Source organism: Streptomyces sp. NPDC107498, assembly GCF_055582805.1.
Genome location: NZ_JBVJPE010000002.1, coordinates 140,519 through 160,442, shown reverse-complemented (window position 1 = coordinate 160,442; position 19,924 = coordinate 140,519). Strand labels below are relative to the sequence as shown.

The window sequence follows — 19,924 nt, the reverse complement described above, 5'->3', positions numbered from 1 at the left end:
GTTGGTGGGCGCCATGCAAGCGGGCGGGTCGTTTACACGTCAATGGTGTTGACGTAAGGTTCCGGCCATGTCCGAACGCGTGGTTCCCGAAGGTCGGCGGCAGCGCCGCCGCCCCACCAAGCAGGGCGCCGTCCTCTCGGAGCGGCTCATCGTCGAGACCGCGCTGCGCCTGATCGCCCAGCACGGCGCGGAGGCCCTGTCGGTACGGAGACTGGGGGCCGCGCTCGGCGCCGACCCCACGGCCCTCTACCGCTACTTCCGGAACACCGACGCCCTGCTGCTCGCCGTCGCCGACGAGATCATCGGCCGCGCGCAGGAGGGCTGGACGGCCACCGGGGACTGGCGAACGGACCTCCGTGAGCTGGGACTTCGCATCCACGGCTGCTACCAGGCCTATCCGCAGGCGGCGGCCCTCGCGGCCCACCGCACCACCGGTCGGCCGTACGAGACCCGGGCCGTCGAGCGGATCCTCGGCGTCCTGCGGGCGGCCGGCTTCCCGGACGCCCTCGCCGTGCGGATCTACCACGCCTTCGTCGACCAGGCCCTCGCCTTCGCGGCCCAGGACGCCGCCGCGCTCGCCCTGCCGCCCGCCGCCCAGGACAAGGAGGCGGAGGTCTGGCACGCGGTCTACGGCAGGTTGTCGCCCGACACCCACCCGAACATCGCCGCGACCTTCCCGCTGCTCGCCGCGGACATGCGCGACAGCGGCTATCCGTTCGCCCTGGAACTGATGCTGAGCGCGGTGGGGGCGCTGCGCCCGGAGCCGAGCCCGGACGGGTGACCCGGCGCCTACGTCAACACCATTGACCTTGTTCCGCGCGGCGGAGTCTCATGGGCGGCACTTCGGAGGCTTCCCGCGCTCGGGCGCCTCCGCGACCCCGAAGGAACACCCATGGACCACCTCGGCGCGCTCCGGGACGTCGACCACACTCCGTTCTGGCTCGACGACCCCCGCCGACCGCAGCCCGCCCCCGCCCTCGTCGGCGGCACCACCCGTGACCTCCTCGTGGTCGGCGGCGGCTGCACCGGCCTGTGGACCGCACTCGTCGCCAAGGAGCGCGACCCCTCCGCCGACGTCGTGCTGGTCGAGGCCGACGGGGTCGGCGGGCCGGGCGGCGCCGCCTGACCGGGCGCCGCCCGGGATCCGCCAGTACGTCGAGCGCGACGCCCCTCGCGGCTGACCCCTTCCCCTAGGAGAGGGACCGCCACGCCCCGATCAGCGCCTCCCTGAGCACGTCGATCTCCTCGGCACTCAGACCTGCGACCATGCGCTCCTCCAGCGCGCGGGCCGGCTCGGCGTACTCGGCGAGCAGTCGCCGTCCCGGGTCGGCGATCAGGATGAGGCGTTCGCGACGGTTGGCGGGGTTGGGCTCGCGGCGGATCAGGCCCCGGCCCTCCAGGGCGCGCACCATGTCGGCCATCGACTGGGCGGTGACGAAGGAGTCGCGGGCGAGCTGGGCGGCGGAGACGCCGTCGTGCCGCTCCAGCACCGTCAGGGCGGTGTACTGCAGGGCCGTGATGCCGGCGGGCTTGACCAGCTCCTCCAGGCGGGCCCGCACCGCCAGCTCCGTCCTCTTGAGCAGGTAGAGCAGTGAGGTGCTCACGTTCGTCCTCCCGTGGTGGGTGCGCCCGGGACGGTCGTACCGCTCCCGGACCGGCTGCCGCCGGGGTGACGGCACCCCCACCCTAAAACATTGACAGGAATCCTGTTGATGCCCAGACTGGCGTTCATCAGGATTCCTGTCGATCCTGGCTCGTACCGGGACTTCGGCACACCCCCTTCCACCCCCTTTGCGAGAGGCACCCCTCATGGATCTTCACGGCAAGGTCGCCGTCGTCACCGGCAGCGGACGCGGTCTCGGACTGGCCTACGCACAGGCTCTCGCCGCGGCCGGCGCCGCCGTCGTGGTCAACGACGTCGACCAGGTCGTCGTCGACGGCGCCGTCGCCGCCATCACGGCCGAGGGGGGCCGGGCGGCCGGCGTCGTCGCGGCGGTGGGCGACAGTGCGGCCGCGCAGGAGCTGGTGGACGCGGCGGTGCGGGAGTTCGGACGCCTGGACGTGCTCGTCACCAACGCCGGCATCCTGCGCGACCGCGTGCTGTGGAAGATGACCGACGAGGACTTCGACGACGTGGTCCGCGTCCACCTGCGCGGCACCTTCACCTGCGCCCGCGCCGCCGCCGTCCGCATGCGCGAGCAGGGCACCGGCGGCCGGCTGGTCCTCATCTCCTCCCCGGCCGGCCAGCGCGGCAACTTCGGCCAGACCAACTACGCGGCAGCCAAGGCGGGCATCGTCGCCATGGCCCGCACCTGGGCCATGGAGCTGGGCCGCGCCGGCATCACCGTCAACGCCGTCGTCCCGGTCGCCGCCACCGAGATGACCAAGACCATCCCGGCCTTCGCCCCGGTCATCGAGGAGTCCGAGCGCACGGGCAAGCCGCTTCCGGACTGGCTGCGCAAGGACGAGGGCCTCGGCACCGTCGAGGACGTCGCCGCCCTGATCGCCTTCCTGGCCTCGGACGACTCCGACGGAGTGACCGGTCAGGCCATCGGCATCGGCGGCGACCGACTCGCCCTGTGGGCCCACCCCAAGGAGAAGTCCGTCGCCTTCGCCGACGGCGGCTGGACGGGCGACGCCATCGCCGCCGAGTGGCCGGGCGGCGTCGGGGCCGAGCCCGAGACCTACGGCATCCCCGCGCCCCAGGCCCCGGTGGCGTGACATGAGCGACCTCGCGCTCGACCTCGACCGGCTCACGGCCATCGATGTCCACACGCACGCGGAGATCTCCAAGGACGGCCACGGGGCGCTGAGCCCGGAGCTCTTCGGAGCCTCCGAGGAGTACTTCAAGGCCCACGGCCACCGGCAGCCGACCATCGACGAGATGGCCGACCACTACCGGGAGCGCCGCATGGCGGCCGTGGTGTTCACCGTCGACGCCGAGCACGCCACGGGCCACCCGCGGATCTCCAACGAGGAGATCGCGGAGAGCTGCGCCGCCCACGCCGACACGCTCATCCCCTTCGCGAGCATCGACCCGCACAAGGGACGCGCGGGCGTCCGGGAGGCCCGGCGCCTGGTCGAGGAGCACGGCGTCCGCGGCTTCAAGTTCCACCCGAGCATCCAGGCGTTCGCCCCGAACGACCCGCTCGCCTACCCCCTGTACGAGGCCGTCGAGGAGCTGGGCGTTCCCGCGCTCTTCCACACCGGCCAGACCGGCATCGGCGCCGGCGTCCCGGGCGGCGGCGGCATCCGGCTGAAGTACTCGAACCCGATGCTGGTCGACGACGTGGCCGTCGACTTCCCCGAGCTGCGGATCATCCTGGCCCACCCGTCCTTCCCCTGGCAGGACGAGGCCCTGGCGGTCGCCACCCACAAGCCGCACGTCTACATCGACCTGTCCGGCTGGTCCCCGAAGTACTTCCCCCCGCAGCTCGTCCGGTACGCCAACACCCTGCTCAAGGACAAGGTGCTCTTCGGCTCCGACTACCCCGTCATCACCCCCGACCGGTGGCTCGCCGACTTCGAGAAGCTCGACATCAAGCCCGAGGTCCGGCCGAAGATCCTCAAGGGGAACGCCGCCTACGTGCTGGGCCTGACGGCGGACCGAAAGGGACAACCATGTTGAACCAAGGCATCGGCTCCTGGCCCGCGCGCCGGGCCCGCAAGACGCCCGACCGGGTCGCCGTGGTCCACGAGGACCGCACCCGGACCTACCGCGAGCTGAACGAGCGCGTGCTGCGCCTCGCCCACGCCCTGCGGGCACTCGGCGTGGCAGGGGGGGACCGGGTCGCGTACCTCGGCCCCAACCACCCGGCGTTCCTGGAGACCCTGTTCGCCGCCGGGGCCCTGGGGGCGGTCTTCGTCCCCCTCAACACCCGGCTCGCGGCGCCGGAGCTGGCCTACAATCTGGCCGACTCGGGCAGCACCGTCCTCGTCCACGCGCCCGAGCAGGCCGCCGCGGCCCGTGCCGTGGTGGCCGAGGCGGAGGTACCGCACCGGATCGCCCTCGCCGGCCCCGACGAGGACGGTGGCCTCGGCTACGAGGAACTGCTCGCCGGCGCCGGGACCGACCCGCTGGACGAGGCCGTGGCGCCCGAGGACCCGTGCATGATCATGTACACCTCCGGGACCACGGGCCGCCCCAAGGGCGCCGTCCTCTCCCACGCCAACATCACCTGGAACAGCGTCAACGTCCTCGTCGACACCGACCTGTCCGGCGACGAGGTCACCCTCGTCGTCGCCCCGCTGTTCCACACCGGCGGCCTCAACATGACCTGCCTGCCGACCCTCCTCAAGGGCGGCCGCGTGGTCCTCCTCGGAGCCTTCGACGCCGAACGCGTCCTGCAGCTCGTCGAGGACCTGGGGGTGACGTACATGTTCGGCGTCCCCACCATGTACGACGCCATCGCCGCCCGGCCCCGTTGGGCGACGGCCGACCTGTCGAGCCTGCGCACTCTCAACTGCGGCGGCGCCCCCGTGCCCGCCCGCACCATCGCCACGTACCTCGACCGCGGCCTGGCCTTCAGCCAGGGCTACGGCATGACCGAGGCGTCCCCCGGCGTCCTGTTCCTGGACCGGGAGAAGGCCTCGGAGAAGGCGGGCTCCGCCGGAGTGCCGCACTTCTTCACCGACACCCGCGTCGTCGGGCCCGACGGCCGGGAGGCGGGCCCGGAGGAGCGCGGCGAGGTCCTCGTCCACGGCCCCAACGTCATGACCGGCTACTGGGAACGGCCCGAGGACACCGAGGCCGCCTTCACCGACGGCCGCTGGCTGCGGACCGGTGACATCGCCCGGACCGATGCCGAGGGCTTCGCCTACATCGTCGACCGGGCCAAGGACATGTTCGTCTCGGGCGGTGAGAACGTCTACCCGGCCGAGGTGGAGGACGCGGTCCTCCACCACCCCGCCGTCGCCGAATGCGCGGTCATCGGTGTGCCCGACCCGGTCTGGGGCGAGGTCGGCCGCGCCGTCGTCGTCCTCCGGCCCGGAGCCGACGCCGACCAGGACGACATCCTCGGCCACCTCAAGGGCCGGCTCGCCAAGTACAAGATCCCCAAGTCGCTCGTCGTGACCCGGGCGCTGCCCCGCACACCCTCCGGGAAGATCATCAAGCCCGCCGTGCGCGAGGCCTACGCCACCGGCCCCACCGAGCGCCCCCACGCGTGACGGACGGGGGAGCAGCGCTCCCGAGAGCGCTGCTCCCCCGTCACCCCCCTGCCGACGAAAGGAACTTCCATGTCCACCACCGCCAACGGCCTCGCCGAGCTCACGTCCCTCAGCGGAGCCGACCTCGGCCGCACGCGATGGCTCGAGATCACCCAGGACCGGGTGAACACCTTCGCCGACGCCACCGACGACCACCAGTGGATCCACACCGACCCGGAGAAGGCCAAGGACGGGCCGTTCGGCGGCCCCATTGCCCACGGCTACCTCACGCTCTCCCTCGTCATCCCGCTCTTCGGAGAGCTGCTCAGCATCACCGGCACCAGGATGAGCGTCAACTACGGCCTGGAGAAGGTGCGCTTCCCCAGCCCCGTCCCCGTCGGCGCGAAGATCCGCCTCCACGGCGTCGTCGGCACGGTCGAGGAGGTCAAGGGCAACGGGGTGCAGATGCCCCTGACGTTCACCGTCGAGGTCGACGGCCAGGACAAGCCGGCCTGCGTCGCCGAGGCCGTGTACCGCCACTACGCCTGACAGGACCACCCGTCGTGCCCGCACGGGGGGAGGCCTCCGTTCACCGCACGGGCGGAGGCCGACTGCGGGCCGCCGGGGCGGGCGGGGCGACGAAGACCCCGCCCGCCGGACGACGCGTGACGAAGGGGCGGTACCGACCACGAGGTCGGTACCGCCCCTTCGTCACGCGTGTCAGCCCGCCCGGCCGCAGCGCCCGGTGTCGGTCTCGGCGAGCGTGGACTCGCCGTAGCGTGCCCCGTGGACGGTCGTGGCGTTCAGCAGCCGGTCCGCCGCGTCGAGAGCCTCGCCCGGAACCTCCGGGCCGAGCACGGACAGGTTCTCCCGCAGATGCGAGACCGACCGCCTGCCGGGGATCGCCACGACGCTCTCCTCCACCGGGACCCGCCGGTCGACCCGGTGCAGGTAGGAGATGTCGATGACATCGGTGCGAAGCCGGGCCGGCGACCCGTCCACGGTGCGCCGGAGGACCTCCGGCCGCCCGTCGATGACGCGCCGGCCGTCGACCCCGGTCATCCCGCACTTGCCGGCCGGCACGATGCGGTCCCGGTGCCGGGCCGGCACCCGGCCGACCAGCTCCTCGTTCGCGCCGAAGCCGTAGAGGGCGGCGGTGTCGAAGAGCGCGACGCCCTCCTCCAGCGCCGTCAGCAGCACCTCCTCGGCGGCCTCCTGCGTCGGCGGGACACCGTACGCGTGGCTCGGGTTCATGCAGCCCAGGCCGATGGCCGGGACCTCGAACGGACCGACCCGGCGCGGGGCGAGCCCCGCGCCGGGTCACGAAGCGGCGGTCACGAGCCCGCGACGGCGTTCAGCTGCTGCTCCAGCGCCGCCAGGGTCCGGTAGCAGGCCAGCACCCGGGCGATGGAGGAGTTCGGCTCGCGGCCCTCGCGGACGGCGGCGACGAACTCGCGGTCCTGGAGCTCGATGCCGTCCATCGACACGTCGACGCCGCTGACGTCGATCGGCTCCTCCTTGCCGGTGAACAGGTCGTCGTACCGGGCGAGGTAGGTGCCGGTGTCGCCGATGTAGCGGAAGAACGTGCCGAGCGGCCCGTCGTTGTTGAACGACAGCGACAGGGTGCAGAGGGCGCCGTTCTCCGCCCGCAGCTGGATCGACATGTCCATCGCGATGCCCAGCTCGGGGTGGAGGGGGCCCTGCACGGCGTTGGCCTGCACGATCGGCGAACCCGCCTGGTACGCGAACAGGTCGACCGTGTGCGCGGCGTGGTGCCACAGCAGGTGGTCGGTCCAGGAGCGCGGCTCGCCGAGCGCGTTGAGGTTCTGCCGGCGGAAGAAGTACGTCTGCACGTCCATCTGCTGGATGTGGAACTCGCCGGCCTCGATCCGCTGCCGCACCCACTGGTGGCTCGGGTTGAACCGGCGGGTGTGGCCCACCATCGCCACCAGGCCCGTGCGCTCCGCCGCGGCCTGGCACGCCTCGGCGTCCGCGAGCGAGTCGGCGAGCGGGATCTCGACCTGGACGTGCTTGCCCGCCTCCAGGCACGCCAGCGTCTGCGAGGCGTGCAGCTGCGTGGGGGTGGCGAGGACGACGGCGTCGATGTCGTCCCTCGCGAGCACCTCGTCCAGGGAGGCGACGGCGCGCCCGACGCCCTGCTCCGCGGCGAACTTCTGGGCGCGTTCGAGGCTGCTGCTCACCACGGCGGCCACCTCGACGCCCTCGATCCGCTTCAGCGCCGCCGCGTGCTTGGCACCGAAGGCACCGCCGCCGACGAGGGCGATCCGTAGGGTCCGGTCGTCAGTCATGTCACTCCTTCACGGCGGGCTCTTCGGCCCGGGGGCGGTTTTCCAGGATCAGGTGTCCGACGGCCGTGTTGGACGCCGGCACATGGTAGAAGCGGTGCTTGACCTCGACCTCGCCGGAGCCGTCGACGTCGCTCAACGCGCCGCGGGCGATCAGCCACATGACCAGCTCGATGCCCTCGGAGCCGGCCTCCTCGACGTACTCCAGGTGCGGCACCTGCGCGAGGCCGGCGGGGTCCTCGACCAGCCGGTCCAGGAAGGCGTTGTCCCACTCCCGGTTGATGAGGCCGGCGCGCGGGCCCTGGAGCTGGTGGCTCATGCCGCCGGTGCCCCACACCTGCACCTTGAGCGGGCGGTCGTACGACTCGACGGCCCTGCGCAGGGCCTGGCCGAGCTCGAAGCAGCGGGCCCCCGAGGGAACGGGGTACTGCACCACGTTGACGTGGAAGGGGATGACCCTGCACGGCCACTCCTCGACGTCGCCGAACATCAGCGACAGCGGGACGGTCAGACCGTGGTCGACGGCCATCTCGTTGACGAGCGTCAGGTCGAAGTCGTCCCGGATCAGCGAGTGCGCGATGTGCGCCGCCAGGTCGGGGTCGCCCTCGATGCCGGGCACGGGGCGCGGCCCGTACCCCTCGTCGGCGATGGGGTAGGAGGCGCCGGTGCCCAGCACGAAGGTCGGGATCATCGACTGGTCGAAGGCGCTGGCGTGGTCGTTGTAGACCAGGAGGACGACGTCGGGGACGTTCTCCTTCTCCCACGCCTTGGAGTACTCGTACCCCGCGAAGAGCGGCTGCCAGTACGGCTCCTCGGTCTTGCCGTGGTCGAGCGCCGCACCGATCGCCGGCACGTGCGAGGTGAAGACGGCACCGGTGATCCCGGCGTGTCCGGCGGGGGCCGCCGGGGCGTGGGCCGCTTCGAGGACGGCGTGGTCGATCCGGTTCCCCTCGATCGAGCGGCCGCCGCCGACCATCATCGCGCGGTACTCCTCCTCGGTCATGCCGGTCATCGAGCCCGCCATCTGCTGGAACGAGAAGCCCAGCGTGGCACCCCACTTGGCGAGGAAGTAGATGTTCCCGCCCTCGCGCATCGCCGCGTTCAGGTCGCGGTCGAGCAGCGCCTGCTTCTGCTCCTCCCGCAGCGGCCAGGCGTCCAGGTAGGCGCGTTCGTCGGCGAGGTAGCTCGCGCGGTTCTCCGCCGTCATCAGCGACATGCAGAACTGGTTGAGGTGGTAGCCCTTGGCCGACTGCTCGGCGTCGAAGACGGTCGTCCCCGGCACCAGCTTGTAGGTCTTGTCCAGCGACATGCTGGGACTCCAATCGGGGGAGGGTCAGTCGGCGTCGGGCCAGTACAGGCGCATCGGGTTGTCGACGAGCAGCTTCCGCTGGAGCTCCGGCGTCGGCGCGACGTGCGGAAGGAAGTCGACGAGCAGGCCGTCGTCGGGCATGTGGTCGGTGAGGTTGGGGTGCGGCCAGTCGGTGCCCCACAGGACCCGGTCGGGGAACTCCTCGACCACCCGCCGGGCGAACGGGACGACGTCCCGGTAGGCCCGCTGCTCCCCGTCGAGGGCCGGCGGGCCGCTCACCGAGAGGCGTTCCGGGCACGTCACCTTGCACCAGATGTCCGGCCGGGCCCGCATGAAGTTCAGGAACGCCTCGAAGTCGGGCCCTTCCGGGTCCTTCGCGGTGTCCGGCCGTCCCATGTGGTCGACGACCAGCGGCACCGGGATGGACAGGAAGAACTCCCGCAGGTCGGCGAGGTCGGCCGCCTCGAAGTAGACGACGACGTGCCAGCCGTACGGCGCGATCTTCTCGGCGATGTCCAGCAGGTCCTGCTGCGGCGCCGCGTCCACGAGGCGTTTGACGAAGTTGAACCGCACCCCGCGGACACCCGCCTCGTGCAGCTCCCGCACCTGGGCGGCGGTGACGTCGGGGCGCAGCGTCGCCACGCCCCGGGCCAGGCCGTCGGAGGCCCGCAGCGCGTCGACCATGGCGGTGTTGTCGGCGCCGTGACAGGTCGCCTGCACGACGACGTTCCGGGCGAAGCCGAGGTGGTCGCGGAGCGCGAAGAGCTGGTCCTTGGACGCATCGCAGGGCGTGTACTTGCGCTCGGGCGCGTACGGGAACTCGGCGCCCGGTCCGAAGACGTGGCAGTGCGCGTCCACGGCGCCGGAGGGGAGCCGGAACTGCGGCCGGCTCGGACCGGCGTACCAGTCCAGCCAGCCCGGGGTCTTCTCGAAGGTCGTCATCCTCAGTCCTCGTACCGCAGGCCGAGCTCGGCCAGCGGGCCGCGCATGTCGTACACGTCCAGGCCGAGCCGGCCCGCGCGGAACTGCGCGCGCTTGCCTTCCTCGTTCGCCTCGCGGGCGGCGGAGGCGGCGGCCACCTCGGCGGCACGCTCGCGCGGCACCACGACGACGCCGTCGGCGTCGGCGACGATCACGTCACCGGGGCGCACGAGGGCGTTGCCGCAGACCACGGGCACGTTCACGGAGCCGAGGGTGGCCTTGACGGTGCCCTTGGCGTTGATCGCGCGGGAGAAGACGGGGAAGTCCATCCGCTCCAGGTCGGTGACGTCGCGGACGCCTCCGTCGATGATCAGGCCCCGGCAGCCGCGGGCGCGGAACGACGTGGCGAGCAGCTCGCCGAAGAAGCCGTCCTCGCTCTCGGTCGTGCAGGCCGCGACGACGACGTCGCCGTCCTGGATCTGCTCGGCGGCGACGTGGAGCATCCAGTTGTCGCCGGGCTGGAGCAGCGCGGTCACGGCCGTGCCGCACATCCGGGCCTGCGGGTAGGCGGGGCGCAGGTAGGGGCGCATCAGCCCCACCCGGCCCATGGCCTCGTGGACCGTGGCGACGCCGTACTTCGCCAGCTCCGCGACGGCCTCCGGGTCGGCCCGGTCGACCTTCGTGTGGACGACGCCGAGTTCGGTGTGTTCCATGGGTGCTTCTCCTGGGGTCAGCGGCCGGCCGCGGCGAGGCGGGCGGCGAGTCGGGGGTGGACGCGCAGGGCGTTGCCGGAGTACACGGCGGCGCGCTCCTCGTCGGAGAGGTGCGGGGTGGCGTCGACGTACCGCTTCGTGTCGTCGAAGTGATGACCGCTGTGCGGGTCGATGTCGCGGACCGCGCCGATCATCTCGCTGGCGAAGAGCACGGACCGGCTGGGCACGACCCGCGTCAGCAGGTCGATGCCGGGCTGGTGGTAGACGCAGGTGTCGAAGAAGACGTTGTCGAGCAGGGTCTCGGGGTCCGGCCTGCCGAGCGCCATGGCGAGGCCGCGGAACCGGCCCCAGTGGTACGGGGCGGCGCCGCCGCCGTGCGGGATCACGAACCGCAGCGTCGGGAAGTCCGTGAAGAGGTCGCCCTGGAGCAGCTGCATGAACGCCGTGGTGTCGGCGTTGAGGTAGTGGGCGCCGGTGGTGTGGAACGCCGGGTTGCACGAGGTGCTGACGTGGATCATCGCGGGGATGTCGTACGCCGTCATCGCCTCGTACAGCGGGTACCAGCTGCGGTCCGTCAGCGGCGGCGCGGTCCACCTGCCGCCCGACGGGTCGGGGTTGAGGTTGATCGTGACCGCCCCGAGCTCCTCGACCGCGCGGCGCAGCTCGGGCAGGCAGGTCGCGGGGTCGACGCCCGGCGACTGCGGCAGCATCGCGCCCATCGCGAAGCGGTCGGGGTGGAGCGTGCTGACGCGGTGGACCAGGTCGTTGCAGATCCGGGCCCACACCGAGGAGACCTCGAAGTCACCGATGTGGTGGGCCATGAAGCTGGCACGCGGGGAGAAGATCGTCAGGTCGCTGCCGCGCTCGTTCATGAGCCGCAGCTGGTTGCCCTCGATCGCCTGCCGCAGGTCGTCGTCGGTGATGACCAGCTCGTCGGGGTCCGGGACGGGGCCGCGGCCCTCGGCCGCCGCGATCTGACGGTCGCGCCACCGGCCCAACTGCGGCGGCGCGGTGGTGAAGTGACCGTGGCAGTCGATGATCATGGATGTGCTCCTGGGAGTCGTCGGTCGTCAGCCCTGGGCGCTGACGGGCCAGCCGGTGTACTGCTCGGAGAGATAGGTGCGTCCGGCACGCGTTCCCACCACGTTGTCGAGCTCGGCGAGCCGGCGGCGCCGGTCGAACGGCGAGGCGCCGGGCGGCGTGTGCAGCAGCTCGGTCAGCCAGTGGGAGAAGTTCTGCGCCCGCCAGATCCGCTGCAGGGCCTGCGGCTGGTAGTCGTCGAGCGCGGCCCCGCCCCCGTCGCCGAGCGCCCGCAGGAGGACGTCGGCGAGCACCTTCACGTCGTGCAGGGCGAGGTTGAGCCCGCGGGCGCCGGTCGGCGGCACCGTGTGCGCCGCGTCTCCCGCGAGCACCATCGAGCCCCAGCGCATCGGCTCCTGCACGAACGACCGGAACCGCAGCACCGCCTTCTCGAGCACCGGCCCCTCGGCGAGGCGGAAGCCGTCCTCGCCGGCCACCCGGGCCTGGAGCGCCTCCCAGATCCGGTCGTCCGACCACGCGTCGACGGACTCGTCGGGGTCGCACTGGAAGTACATCCGCTGCACGGTCTCGGTCCGCTGGCTGATCAGCGCGAACCCGTGGTCGGAGTGGGCGTAGACCAGCTCGGGGGCGCTGCGCGGGGCCTCGGCCATGATGCCGAACCAGGCGAAGGGGTACTCCTTGCCGTACCGCACCCGACGGTCCTCGGGGATCAGGTTGCGGCACGTGCTGCGGGAGCCGTCGGCGCCGACCACGTAGCGCGCGCGGACCTCGTGGCGGGAGCCGTCGGCGGCGGTGTAGCGGACCCGCGGGGCGTCGGTGGTGATGTCGAGGACTTCGGTGTCCTCGACGCCGAAGTGGACCGTGCCGCCGTCCCGGTCCCGCGCGTCGGCCAGGTCGATGAAGACGTCGGTCTGCGGATAGAGCCACACCGACTCGCCCACCAGCGCCTTGAAGTGGATCCGGTGCGCCCGGCCGCCGAACCGGATCTCGGTGCCTTCGTGCTCGTGGCCCTCGCGCAGGATCCGGTCGGAGACGCCGGTCTCGACCAGGTCCCGGGCGACGTCCGCCTCCAGGACGCCGGCCCGCTGCGTCGTCTCGATCTCGTGCCGGGTGCGGGTGTCGAGCACGATCGTCTCGATGCCCGCCCGTCCGAGCCGGTGGGCCAGCATCAGGCCGGCGGGGCCGGCGCCGACTACGGCGACGGGCACCGAGGTGACGGTGTCGACGGGGGCATCGGCCATGGCATCTCCTGCGGGGGTGCGAACGTTCGGGGTGACCCGAACGTTGACACCCGGAGCGGCGACCGGTCGCCGGCGTTTCCGTCAGGCGGAAGTGCCTCGGAAGTTCCCCCGGAGGTCAGAGCGCCGTGCGGGCTCGCCGGCCGAGCTCCTCGGAGATTCCGTGGACGGCCCTGAGCAGCGGTTCACGCAGCCCCCGCGCACGGTTCGCGCTGCGCGCCGCGACGACGATCCCCAGAGCCGCGCTGACGGGTCCGGTCCGGCCGATCCGTACGGGCGCGGCCACCGCGACCGTGTCCTCCGAGAGCTGGCGGTCACTGACGAAGACCTGCTCGCGGCGGATGCGGTCCAGCTGCGTACGCAGCGTCTTCGGGTCGGTGACGGTGTGCGGGGTCCACGCCCGCAGCGGCGATTCGAGGACCTCCTCCTGGATGTCCCGCGGCGCGTGCGCCAACAGCACCCGGCCCATTCCGGTGGAACCGACGGGGAACCGGGACCCGACCATCGTCAGCAGCTGCACCGACCGGTGCCCGGCGATCCGCTCGACGAACACCAGCTCGGTGCCCTCGCGCACCGCGAGCTGGATGTTCTCGTGCGTCACCTCGTAGAGATCCTGCATGAACGGCAGGGCCACATCGCGCAGGATCTGCGTACGGGGGCATCCCGAGGCGATCTCCCAGAGCCGCAACCCGACGTGCCACGACCCGTCTTCCGCACGTTCCAGAGCTCCCCACGCCGCCAGTTCCGCCACCACACGGTGCGCGGTGCTGAGCGCCAACCCCGTTCGCCGGGCGACGTCCGACAGGGTCTGCGACGGGTGCTCGCGGTCGAAAGCCGACAGGACCAGAAGGACCTTTCCCGCCGCGGTGCTCTGGGTCGTGCTCACACGATCAGTCTCGCAGACCCGCGTCGGGGCATCCGACCGCGGCCCGTACCATCTGCCGCACACCAAGGAGGAGACGTGAACCGAGAGATCTCAGGGCTGTCCTCGATGGCGACCCGCCCCGTACTCGCCGAACTCACCGAGCACGTCCGGCTCACCCATGGCATCCCGGTGCGCTTCGATTCCGCGGGCGGCGTCGAGATCGCGAGGAGGGTGCGGGACGGCGCCGAGTCCGACGTGCTCGTGCTGGCCGAGGGCGCGTTGGCCGGGCTGACCGAGCAGGGACACGTCCTCGGCGACACGGTGCGTCCCCTGTGGGTCTCAGAGGTCGTCGCCGCCGTGCCCGAGGGAACACCGGTCCCTCCGCTGCGCTCGGAATCCGATCTGCGGGCCGCACTGCGGTCGGCGAAGAGCATCGCCTACTCCACAGGTCCCAGCGGTACGGCCCTCGTCGATCTGATCGCCCGGCTGGACCTCGCCGACGAGCTGCGGGACCGGCTCGTCCAGGCGTCACCGGGCGTGCCCGCCGGCAGCCTGCTGTCCTCCGGCCGGGCAGATCTGGCCTTTCAGCAGCACAGCGAGCTGATGGACCTGCCGGGCGTCGTCGTCGCCGGCCCGCTGCCGGGCGACACCGCGATCACCTCGACGTTCAGCGGAGGCGTACTGGCCGTCTCCTCCCGGCCGGCCCGTGCCCGCGAAGTCCTCGGCCTCCTCGGTTCCGACGAGGCGTCGAAGGCAGCCCTCGCCAGGGGCATGCGGGCTGCCGGGGGCACGTCCGGCCCCGTCACGCGTGCGTGAACACCCCGACCATGCCGGTGTCCGGGTTGCTGCTCATCCCGACGATCGCGCCGCCGTCGGCACGGTTGACGCGTGCGCGCCCGCCCGCGTAGCCGTCGTCGGTGAGGAAGGACCCCAGCGCCGCGATCCAGTCGTCCACGGTTCCGGTCGCCGGGTCGTACACGGGCTCGGGCCGTGGCACGACCCGCTCCTGCGCCACGTAGCCGCCGCGCTCGACCGCGAGGTCCAGGGCCTTGTGCCACTCGGCGTCGGTGCACTCCCGGCCGACGAACGTGTCCGGACCGCCGTACCCGGCCCCGGGCTTGAGGATGAGCCGCTCCCGCCGCTCACGGCAGAGCTCGACCGGCCCGGAGGAGCGCAGCACCCGGCTCCACGGCAGGACCCGCTCGATCAGGGCCCGCTCACCGGTGTCGAAGGCGTCGTCCGACCGCGGGTCGGAGAGGAGGGCGAGGGCGCTCCTGTGGGAGTAGAGGCCGCTCTCCAGCGAGGTGAACAGCACGGTCCTGCCCGCCTCGTGGGCGCGGAAGAACGGCTCCGCCACGCCCGGCCCCTCGGGGTCGTCGAGCAGCTGGCTCGCCGCGAAGTTGCGCAGCACCAGATCGAGCGGGGTGCCGTCCAGGGTGAGTTTTCCGTCGGCACGCGCGCGTACGTCGCCGATCTCGCCGATCCTCACGTCGAAGCCCTGCTCGGCCATCGCCTCCTGGACGGCGCGCATCAGCCGTCCGTACGGGCCGATGCCGCCGCGCCCCTCGATCAGGCCGATCACCGGTTCCGAGGAGCCGGACAGCGCGGGGCGGGCGCGGTCGCGCAGGACGGCGGCCGTCCGCCCGGCGATGTCCACGTGGCCCAGGCCGTGCTCGCGCGCGAAGGCCGCGAACTCGGGGACCCGCAGCAGCGCCCGGTCGAAGACGTCCATGTCGAGGCCGCCGACCTCGCTGCCGGGGTTGAACTCCAGGAGCCCGAACGAGGTGCCGTCGTGGTACGCGTCGGCACGGCCCATTTTGGCGGGGACGCCCGACCCGGCCCGGCGGAGCAGGGCCACGAGCGCCGGTTCGAGCCCGATCTCCGCCGCGTACCGCTCGACGTCCCCGTCGAAGAGCCGCTCCGGCAGCGACAGGAGCAGGTCGAACAGGCCCTCCAGGTCCCGGGCGAACGCGGCCGTCTCCGAGTCCCGGACGAACCAGGGCCGGGGCAGCAGGTGCGGGCGCCAGGCCTCCTCGAAGGCGGGGGGCAGCCGCGCCCGCACGACGGCCGTCGCGAGACCTCCGTCCCCGCGCAGGCACTCGTCCACGTGTATCCGGCCCAGTCCGGTCATCGGTGCCGCTCGCTCCTTCTGAGGGGGTCGGGTACGCGCTCCGAGGGGCGAGCAGGGCACCTCAGTAACCGATCCGCACTCCCGTGACGGCATGACGATCCGTCAAACCACCCGTACCGCCGGAGAATCCGACCAGGAGGTTCTTGGGGAGCACCAGTGCCACGTCGATCACCTGGACGCCGTCGACCAGCACGACGAGCCGGCCGGCGGCGGTGGCGTTGACGTCGATCACATGGCTGCCCGTACGCAGCGCGGGCACGGCCGCCGAGGTGGCCGCGTACCGGAGCGTGGAGCCCGAGCCGCCGGTGGCGACGCCCACGAAGTTCGACGCGGGATCCCCGGGGTTGAGGTGCGTGTCCAGGGTGACCGCCACTCCGGTCAGGCCGCTGAAGCCGAGCCCGCCGCCCCCGCCGCCGAGGGCGGCGGGGGTCGAACGGGCCGCGTCGAGCAACAGCAGCGCCATCCCGTCGCCGCCGCTGACGCCGCCGCCCGAGAGGGTGGCGGTGAAGCGGGCCCTCAGCCGGGCGGAGGGCACGACGGCCGCCTGGACCGCCGAACCCCGCAGGGACGGCTGGGCCGGGGTCAGGACGAGCGCGGTGCCCGAGAGCGCGGCACTGCCGTTGTACTTCCAGCCGTTGGGGCCCGGCGGCGGCACGGCGTACGAGGCGGCGGTGATCGACGCGCCCCGCACGGCGTGGATGTCGGTCACGCCGCCCGACCCGCCGGTGAAGGCGAGCAGAGCGGCCGGGGGGAGCGAGACGACCGTGGTCCGCAGCCGCTGGGTGCCGTCGACGGAGACCGTGACGGTCTTGCCGGTGACCGAGACGGAGACCGTGTGGGTGCCCGACCGCAGGTTCGGCACGCTCGACGTCGTCGACGCGTAGGTGAGGGCCGAGCCGCTGCCCCCGGTGGCGACGCCGACGAAGTTGGCGGACGGGTCGCCCGGGTTCCGGTACGTGTCGAAGGCGACGGCCACGCCCGGCAGGCCGACGTAGCCGAGGCCGCCGCCGACGCCGCCGAGCGCGGAGGGCGTGGTCCTCGCCGGGTCGAGCAACGAGAACGTGAGGCCGTCGCCGCCGGTGCCGCCGCCGATCACCGTGGTGAAGGAGGCCTTCAGCCCGTCGGTGAGCACGGGCACGGGCCAGACCGCCGTACCCCGCTGGGAGGCGCTCGCCTGGGTCAGCTGGAGGTCGTTGCCGGAGATCCGGGTGGAGCCGTTCAGCTTCCAGCCGCCCGCGCCGGGCGTGGGGACGGTGACCGTCGTCCCGGCGACACCGGACCCGGTGAGCGCCTCGTCGTGGGGACCGCTCCCGTCGTCGGCAGTCAGCTGGTAGGCGGCCGTCGCCGCACCGAGGGACGTGGGGGAGAAGGTGACGGCCTGGTGGACGACGTCCTCCGGTCCGAGCACCTGTCCCTCGCTGATCGGGTTGGTGACGTGGAAGGGGGCCGCCGGAGGCTTCGCCTTGGTGATGGTGAGGGGGATGTTGCCGGTGTTGCTGATGTCGAAGGTCTTCGTCACGGACTCGCCGACCCTCACCTGACCGAAGCCCGTGGAGGTCGGCGTGACGGTGAGCTGCGCCCGTCCGGTCACGGCGGCGGCGCTGAGGGCCACGGACACCGTGCCGTTCGTCCCGGTGACGGCGAGCGTCCCGGTGTGCCGCCCGGCGGCCGTCGGCGCGTACGCCACCTGCACGGTGACGGACTGCCGGGGCGGGACGACCGCGCCGGCCGCGGGCAGGTCGGAGGCGGTGAACGGGCCGCCCGGCGGGGAGACGGAGGAGATCCTCTCGTCGGCCGTGCCCGTGTTGGTGAACGTCACGCCGAGCGTCTTCCGCGTCGTCGTGGGGACCGTCCCGAAGTCCAGCGCGGCCGGCGACGCGACGAGGCCGGGCCGCGTCCCGTACCCGGTGAGTCCGAGCGCGCTGTCGCCCAGATCGGTGGCGAAGGTCAGGGCCGAGGCGTCGGGCCCCGGCGCGGTCGGTGAGAAGGACACCCGGGCCGTGTGGGTCTCGCCCGCCCGCAGCGCCCGGGGCAGACCCGGGGAGGACACCGAGAACCTGCTGCCCGCCGGTGTGCTCACCCCCGTGAGCGTCACGTCCCGGGTCGCCGTGACGGTGGCCGTCACCGTCCTCGTCGCACCGACCGCGACCTCCCCGGCGTCGACCGGCTCGGCCGTCAGCGCCGCGTTGGCGGGGCGGCCGAAGGCCATCACGTGCCCGTCCCGCGTCCCCACGTAGACCCGTCCGCCGTCGGTGGCCGGCACCGCGAACTTCGAGGCCGTGCCGATCGGTGCCGACCAGCGCAGCCGCATCTCCCCGTTCACGGGCACCGCGTCGTACGCGCGCAGCTGCCCGTTGGCCCCGTTCGCCCCGTCCGACGCGACGGCCCACACCAGCGCGGAACCCGGGTTCGTCCCCGTCGACGTCACCACCGGCGAACCCGAGGTGTAGCCGAACTGCTGCGCGCTGCTGCCCGTGTTGGCGAGCCCCGGCAGGCCCGAGCCGGTGAGTCCGTACGCGAACGCCCGCAGCGGCCCCCGGCTGCCGATGGTGTACACGTAGCCGCCCTGCCCGCCGTACACCGCGGGATGTCCCCAGACGCCCTCGTACGGACCGAAGGCGCCGAGCACCTTGTCGGTGCCGCCGGGCCCCTGGCTCCGGCCGCCGAGGTCGTCCCGGTTCAGCAGGAACAGCCGCCCGTCCTTGCCGGTCTGGACGAGGAGCCGCGGATACCGGGTGGTCCCGAAGGCCGGTTCGGGAAGGGCCACCGGACCGCCGGAGCCCAGGTCCGTGTCGTTCAGGTCGAGCATCGGGGCGTCGGAGGGGCTGAAGAAGTCCTGCGCCGACATCGTGCCGTCGCTGTTCACCCCGAGCCGGACCACGGACTCCGCCAGCTGGCCGGGCGGCCGGTTGCCGGGACCGGGCGCGGGCGAGACCCCGTTGCCCGTCGAGAAGATGATCCGGCCCGGTCCGTCGGAGACCAGACCGCCCCCGCTCATCCATATCCCCGCCATGCCGTTCGCGGCGGAGTCCTCGGTGGCCCACAGGGTCGTCCTCCGCGTCGAGGTGCTCACCCCCATGACGTAGCCGACGTACGGTCCCCGGTCGCAGTGCGAGGCGAACGCCGCGTACACCGAACCGCCCATCAGCAGCAGTCCGGGCCGCTGGGCCGCGGTGTACGGGTCGAACGCCCGGCCCGGGTCGTTCACCGGCGCGCCGGCCACCTTCACCGGCCAGCCGGCCCGTTCGGCGCCCGTCGCCGGGTCCAGCGCGTGCACGTACCAGTTGGGGTGCTGGACGTCCGGGCCGTCGTTCACCTTGGCGGTGAGGTAGACGGCGTTGCTCGCCGGGTCGTACACCGGCGTCGAGGTGACCCCGATGTTCGGCACCAGGTCCCCGCAGCTGACGGCGGACGCGGGCCAGGGGGTGCCGAAGTCCTTCTTCCAGGCGACGGCGCCGGTGGCGGCGTCGATCCCGTACACCTTGTCGTTCTCGGTGGCCGCGACCACGGTGCGTCCCACGACCAGCGGCTGGGCGTAGACCTGGCCGTCGACGGCGGTGGAGAACTGCAGGCCGAAGTCCGAGCTGGACACCTGGTCGGGGGCGAGCCCCGGTTCGTCCCGGTCCCAACCGGTGCGCAGGTCGTCGTGGGAGACCGTCGTCAGACCGGCCGGGGCGGCCGGTTGTCGGGTCCCGGCGGGCACGACTGTCCCGGCGGGCACTGCCGCCCCGGCGGGCACTGCCGCCCCGGCGGACGCTCCGCCGATGAGGCCCGCCGTCAGGGACGTCGTCAGGAATCGGGCGATCGTCCTGCGTCGGCCGGCCATCTCTCCCCCTCGCGTGGACGCACGGGGACCGGGACCGGAACGGTTCGCCGGCCACGTCGTGAACCTGCCCTCTCGCGCGAACGCCATCGTGGCGGGTTCCGTCTCCCGAATCCACCCGAACGGCGGTGTTCGGCAAGCTTTCTCGCCGATCCGCCAGGTCCCCGGGCGTTAGCGGAACGTGAGCGAGACGTGAGTGGCACACGGCAGGCTGAGGGGTGTCGGCAGGCCGGGGAGGGTCGACCACCGCCCGGCACGCCCGCCGGTGTGCTCCGAGGAGCGGACCGGAACGAGCGGGACCGGAGCGGGCGCCGTGGCGTCCGTCGTCCCGGCGGGTGCCGTCGTGGGGGCGGCAACCGCCGGGACGGGTCGGCCCGCCGGACAGGCGGCGCCCGGACCGGTCCCGACCGGTCGGGACCCGGGGCGGGC

At 72.8% G+C, this 19,924-nt stretch carries 17 protein-coding genes and 1 pseudogene; 7 read left to right on the top strand and 11 right to left on the bottom strand.

The window, feature by feature from the left end:
* The first annotated feature begins 67 nt into the window (after nucleotides 1-67).
* Together ACZ66Z_RS03975 and ACZ66Z_RS03970 are read left to right on the top strand one after the other, a co-directional pair.
* On the top strand, nucleotides 68-781 hold the full coding sequence (locus tag ACZ66Z_RS03975; protein WP_469932403.1) for a TetR/AcrR family transcriptional regulator: 714 nt from the start codon (nucleotides 68-70) through the stop codon (nucleotides 779-781).
* Nucleotides 782-892: 111 nt separating this feature from the next.
* Nucleotides 893-1,105: pseudogene (locus ACZ66Z_RS03970) on the top strand (FAD-dependent oxidoreductase); the annotation flags it as partial.
* 85 nt (nucleotides 1,106-1,190) lie between these two features.
* Here the strand turns inward: ACZ66Z_RS03970 and ACZ66Z_RS03965 are convergent.
* Nucleotides 1,191-1,604, bottom strand: coding sequence for a MarR family winged helix-turn-helix transcriptional regulator (locus ACZ66Z_RS03965; RefSeq protein ID WP_469932402.1), 414 nt, complete (start codon nucleotides 1,602-1,604; stop codon nucleotides 1,191-1,193).
* A gap of 205 nt (nucleotides 1,605-1,809) precedes the next feature.
* Between ACZ66Z_RS03965 and ACZ66Z_RS03960 the strand changes: the two genes are divergently transcribed.
* The 4 genes from ACZ66Z_RS03960 to ACZ66Z_RS03945 all read left to right on the top strand — a co-directional run bounded on the left by ACZ66Z_RS03960 (nucleotide 1,810) and on the right by ACZ66Z_RS03945 (nucleotide 5,697).
* On the top strand, nucleotides 1,810-2,721 hold the full coding sequence (locus tag ACZ66Z_RS03960; protein ID WP_469932401.1) for an SDR family oxidoreductase: 912 nt from the start codon (nucleotides 1,810-1,812) through the stop codon (nucleotides 2,719-2,721).
* Nucleotide 2,722: 1 nt separating this feature from the next.
* A complete protein-coding gene (locus ACZ66Z_RS03955) occupies nucleotides 2,723-3,628 on the top strand; it encodes an amidohydrolase family protein (protein ID WP_469932400.1) in 906 nt (301 codons plus the stop codon).
* Nucleotides 3,622-5,169, top strand: a complete 1,548-nt coding sequence (locus tag ACZ66Z_RS03950; RefSeq protein WP_469932399.1) for an acyl-CoA synthetase — start codon at nucleotides 3,622-3,624, stop codon at nucleotides 5,167-5,169. The genes ACZ66Z_RS03955 and ACZ66Z_RS03950 overlap by 7 nt, the downstream gene beginning before the upstream one ends.
* 69 nt (nucleotides 5,170-5,238) lie before the next feature.
* Nucleotides 5,239-5,697: a MaoC family dehydratase gene (locus ACZ66Z_RS03945; protein WP_469932398.1), complete on the top strand. Its 459-nt coding sequence runs from the start codon at nucleotides 5,239-5,241 to the stop codon at nucleotides 5,695-5,697.
* A 171-nt stretch (nucleotides 5,698-5,868) separates the two neighbouring features.
* On the opposite strand, the gene ACZ66Z_RS03940 is transcribed toward ACZ66Z_RS03945, so the two are convergent.
* The 8 genes from ACZ66Z_RS03940 to ACZ66Z_RS03905 form a co-directional block, all read right to left on the bottom strand.
* A complete protein-coding gene (locus ACZ66Z_RS03940) occupies nucleotides 5,869-6,417 on the bottom strand; it encodes an aldo/keto reductase (protein WP_469932730.1) in 549 nt (182 codons plus the stop codon).
* Nucleotides 6,418-6,482: 65 nt separating this feature from the next.
* A complete protein-coding gene (locus ACZ66Z_RS03935; RefSeq protein WP_469932397.1) occupies nucleotides 6,483-7,457 on the bottom strand; it encodes a Gfo/Idh/MocA family oxidoreductase in 975 nt (324 codons plus the stop codon).
* A 1-nt stretch (nucleotide 7,458) separates the two neighbouring features.
* Nucleotides 7,459-8,763, bottom strand: a complete 1,305-nt coding sequence (gene ligA / locus ACZ66Z_RS03930) for a protocatechuate 4,5-dioxygenase subunit alpha (protein WP_469932396.1) — start codon at nucleotides 8,761-8,763, stop codon at nucleotides 7,459-7,461.
* A 24-nt stretch (nucleotides 8,764-8,787) separates the two neighbouring features.
* On the bottom strand, nucleotides 8,788-9,705 hold the full coding sequence (locus ACZ66Z_RS03925) for an amidohydrolase family protein (RefSeq protein ID WP_469932395.1): 918 nt from the start codon (nucleotides 9,703-9,705) through the stop codon (nucleotides 8,788-8,790).
* Nucleotides 9,706-9,707: 2 nt separating this feature from the next.
* Nucleotides 9,708-10,397 carry a 4-carboxy-4-hydroxy-2-oxoadipate aldolase/oxaloacetate decarboxylase gene (ligK, locus tag ACZ66Z_RS03920; RefSeq protein ID WP_469932394.1) on the bottom strand — a complete coding sequence of 230 codons (690 nt, stop codon included), beginning with the start codon at nucleotides 10,395-10,397 and terminating at the stop codon, nucleotides 9,708-9,710.
* A gap of 17 nt (nucleotides 10,398-10,414) precedes the next feature.
* Nucleotides 10,415-11,440 carry an amidohydrolase family protein gene (locus ACZ66Z_RS03915; protein ID WP_469932393.1) on the bottom strand — a complete coding sequence of 342 codons (1,026 nt, stop codon included), beginning with the start codon at nucleotides 11,438-11,440 and terminating at the stop codon, nucleotides 10,415-10,417.
* 27 nt (nucleotides 11,441-11,467) lie between these two features.
* Nucleotides 11,468-12,679, bottom strand: coding sequence for a 4-hydroxybenzoate 3-monooxygenase (locus ACZ66Z_RS03910; protein ID WP_469932392.1), 1,212 nt, complete (start codon nucleotides 12,677-12,679; stop codon nucleotides 11,468-11,470).
* A gap of 115 nt (nucleotides 12,680-12,794) precedes the next feature.
* A complete protein-coding gene (locus ACZ66Z_RS03905; protein WP_469932391.1) occupies nucleotides 12,795-13,562 on the bottom strand; it encodes an IclR family transcriptional regulator in 768 nt (255 codons plus the stop codon).
* 75 nt (nucleotides 13,563-13,637) lie between these two features.
* Here ACZ66Z_RS03905 and ACZ66Z_RS03900 point away from each other — a divergent pair, with 75 nt between their 5' ends.
* Entirely contained in the window at nucleotides 13,638-14,357 is a 720-nt protein-coding gene (locus ACZ66Z_RS03900) for a substrate-binding domain-containing protein (RefSeq protein ID WP_469932390.1), read from the top strand.
* On the opposite strand, the gene ACZ66Z_RS03895 is transcribed toward ACZ66Z_RS03900, so the two are convergent.
* Nucleotides 14,344-15,672, bottom strand: a complete 1,329-nt coding sequence (locus ACZ66Z_RS03895; RefSeq protein ID WP_469932389.1) for a hypothetical protein — start codon at nucleotides 15,670-15,672, stop codon at nucleotides 14,344-14,346. The genes ACZ66Z_RS03900 and ACZ66Z_RS03895 overlap by 14 nt on opposite strands.
* A gap of 61 nt (nucleotides 15,673-15,733) precedes the next feature.
* Nucleotides 15,734-19,498 (bottom strand): choice-of-anchor D domain-containing protein, encoded by a 3,765-nt coding sequence (locus ACZ66Z_RS03890; RefSeq protein ID WP_469932388.1) that lies wholly within the window; start codon nucleotides 19,496-19,498, stop codon nucleotides 15,734-15,736.
* Nucleotides 19,499-19,924: the final 426 nt, after the last annotated feature.

Bases quoted from the DNA above. Each gene is read 5' to 3' on its own strand.
- ACZ66Z_RS03975 (WP_469932403.1), top strand. From the start codon at position 68: ATGTCCGAACGCGTGGTTCCCGAAGGTCGGCGGCAGCGCCGCCGCCCC.
- ACZ66Z_RS03960 (WP_469932401.1), top strand. From the start codon at position 1,810: ATGGATCTTCACGGCAAGGTCGCCGTCGTCACCGGCAGCGGACGCGGT.
- ACZ66Z_RS03955 (WP_469932400.1), top strand. From the start codon at position 2,723: ATGAGCGACCTCGCGCTCGACCTCGACCGGCTCACGGCCATCGATGTC.
- ACZ66Z_RS03950 (WP_469932399.1), top strand. From the start codon at position 3,622: ATGTTGAACCAAGGCATCGGCTCCTGGCCCGCGCGCCGGGCCCGCAAG.
- ACZ66Z_RS03945 (WP_469932398.1), top strand. From the start codon at position 5,239: ATGTCCACCACCGCCAACGGCCTCGCCGAGCTCACGTCCCTCAGCGGA.
- ACZ66Z_RS03935 (WP_469932397.1), bottom strand. From the start codon at position 7,457: ATGACTGACGACCGGACCCTACGGATCGCCCTCGTCGGCGGCGGTGCC.
- ligA (WP_469932396.1), bottom strand. From the start codon at position 8,763: ATGTCGCTGGACAAGACCTACAAGCTGGTGCCGGGGACGACCGTCTTC.
- ACZ66Z_RS03925 (WP_469932395.1), bottom strand. From the start codon at position 9,705: ATGACGACCTTCGAGAAGACCCCGGGCTGGCTGGACTGGTACGCCGGT.
- ligK (WP_469932394.1), bottom strand. From the start codon at position 10,397: ATGGAACACACCGAACTCGGCGTCGTCCACACGAAGGTCGACCGGGCC.
- ACZ66Z_RS03915 (WP_469932393.1), bottom strand. From the start codon at position 11,440: ATGATCATCGACTGCCACGGTCACTTCACCACCGCGCCGCCGCAGTTG.
- ACZ66Z_RS03910 (WP_469932392.1), bottom strand. From the start codon at position 12,679: ATGGCCGATGCCCCCGTCGACACCGTCACCTCGGTGCCCGTCGCCGTA.
- ACZ66Z_RS03895 (WP_469932389.1), bottom strand. From the start codon at position 15,672: ATGACCGGACTGGGCCGGATACACGTGGACGAGTGCCTGCGCGGGGAC.
- ACZ66Z_RS03890 (WP_469932388.1), bottom strand. From the start codon at position 19,498: ATGGCCGGCCGACGCAGGACGATCGCCCGATTCCTGACGACGTCCCTG.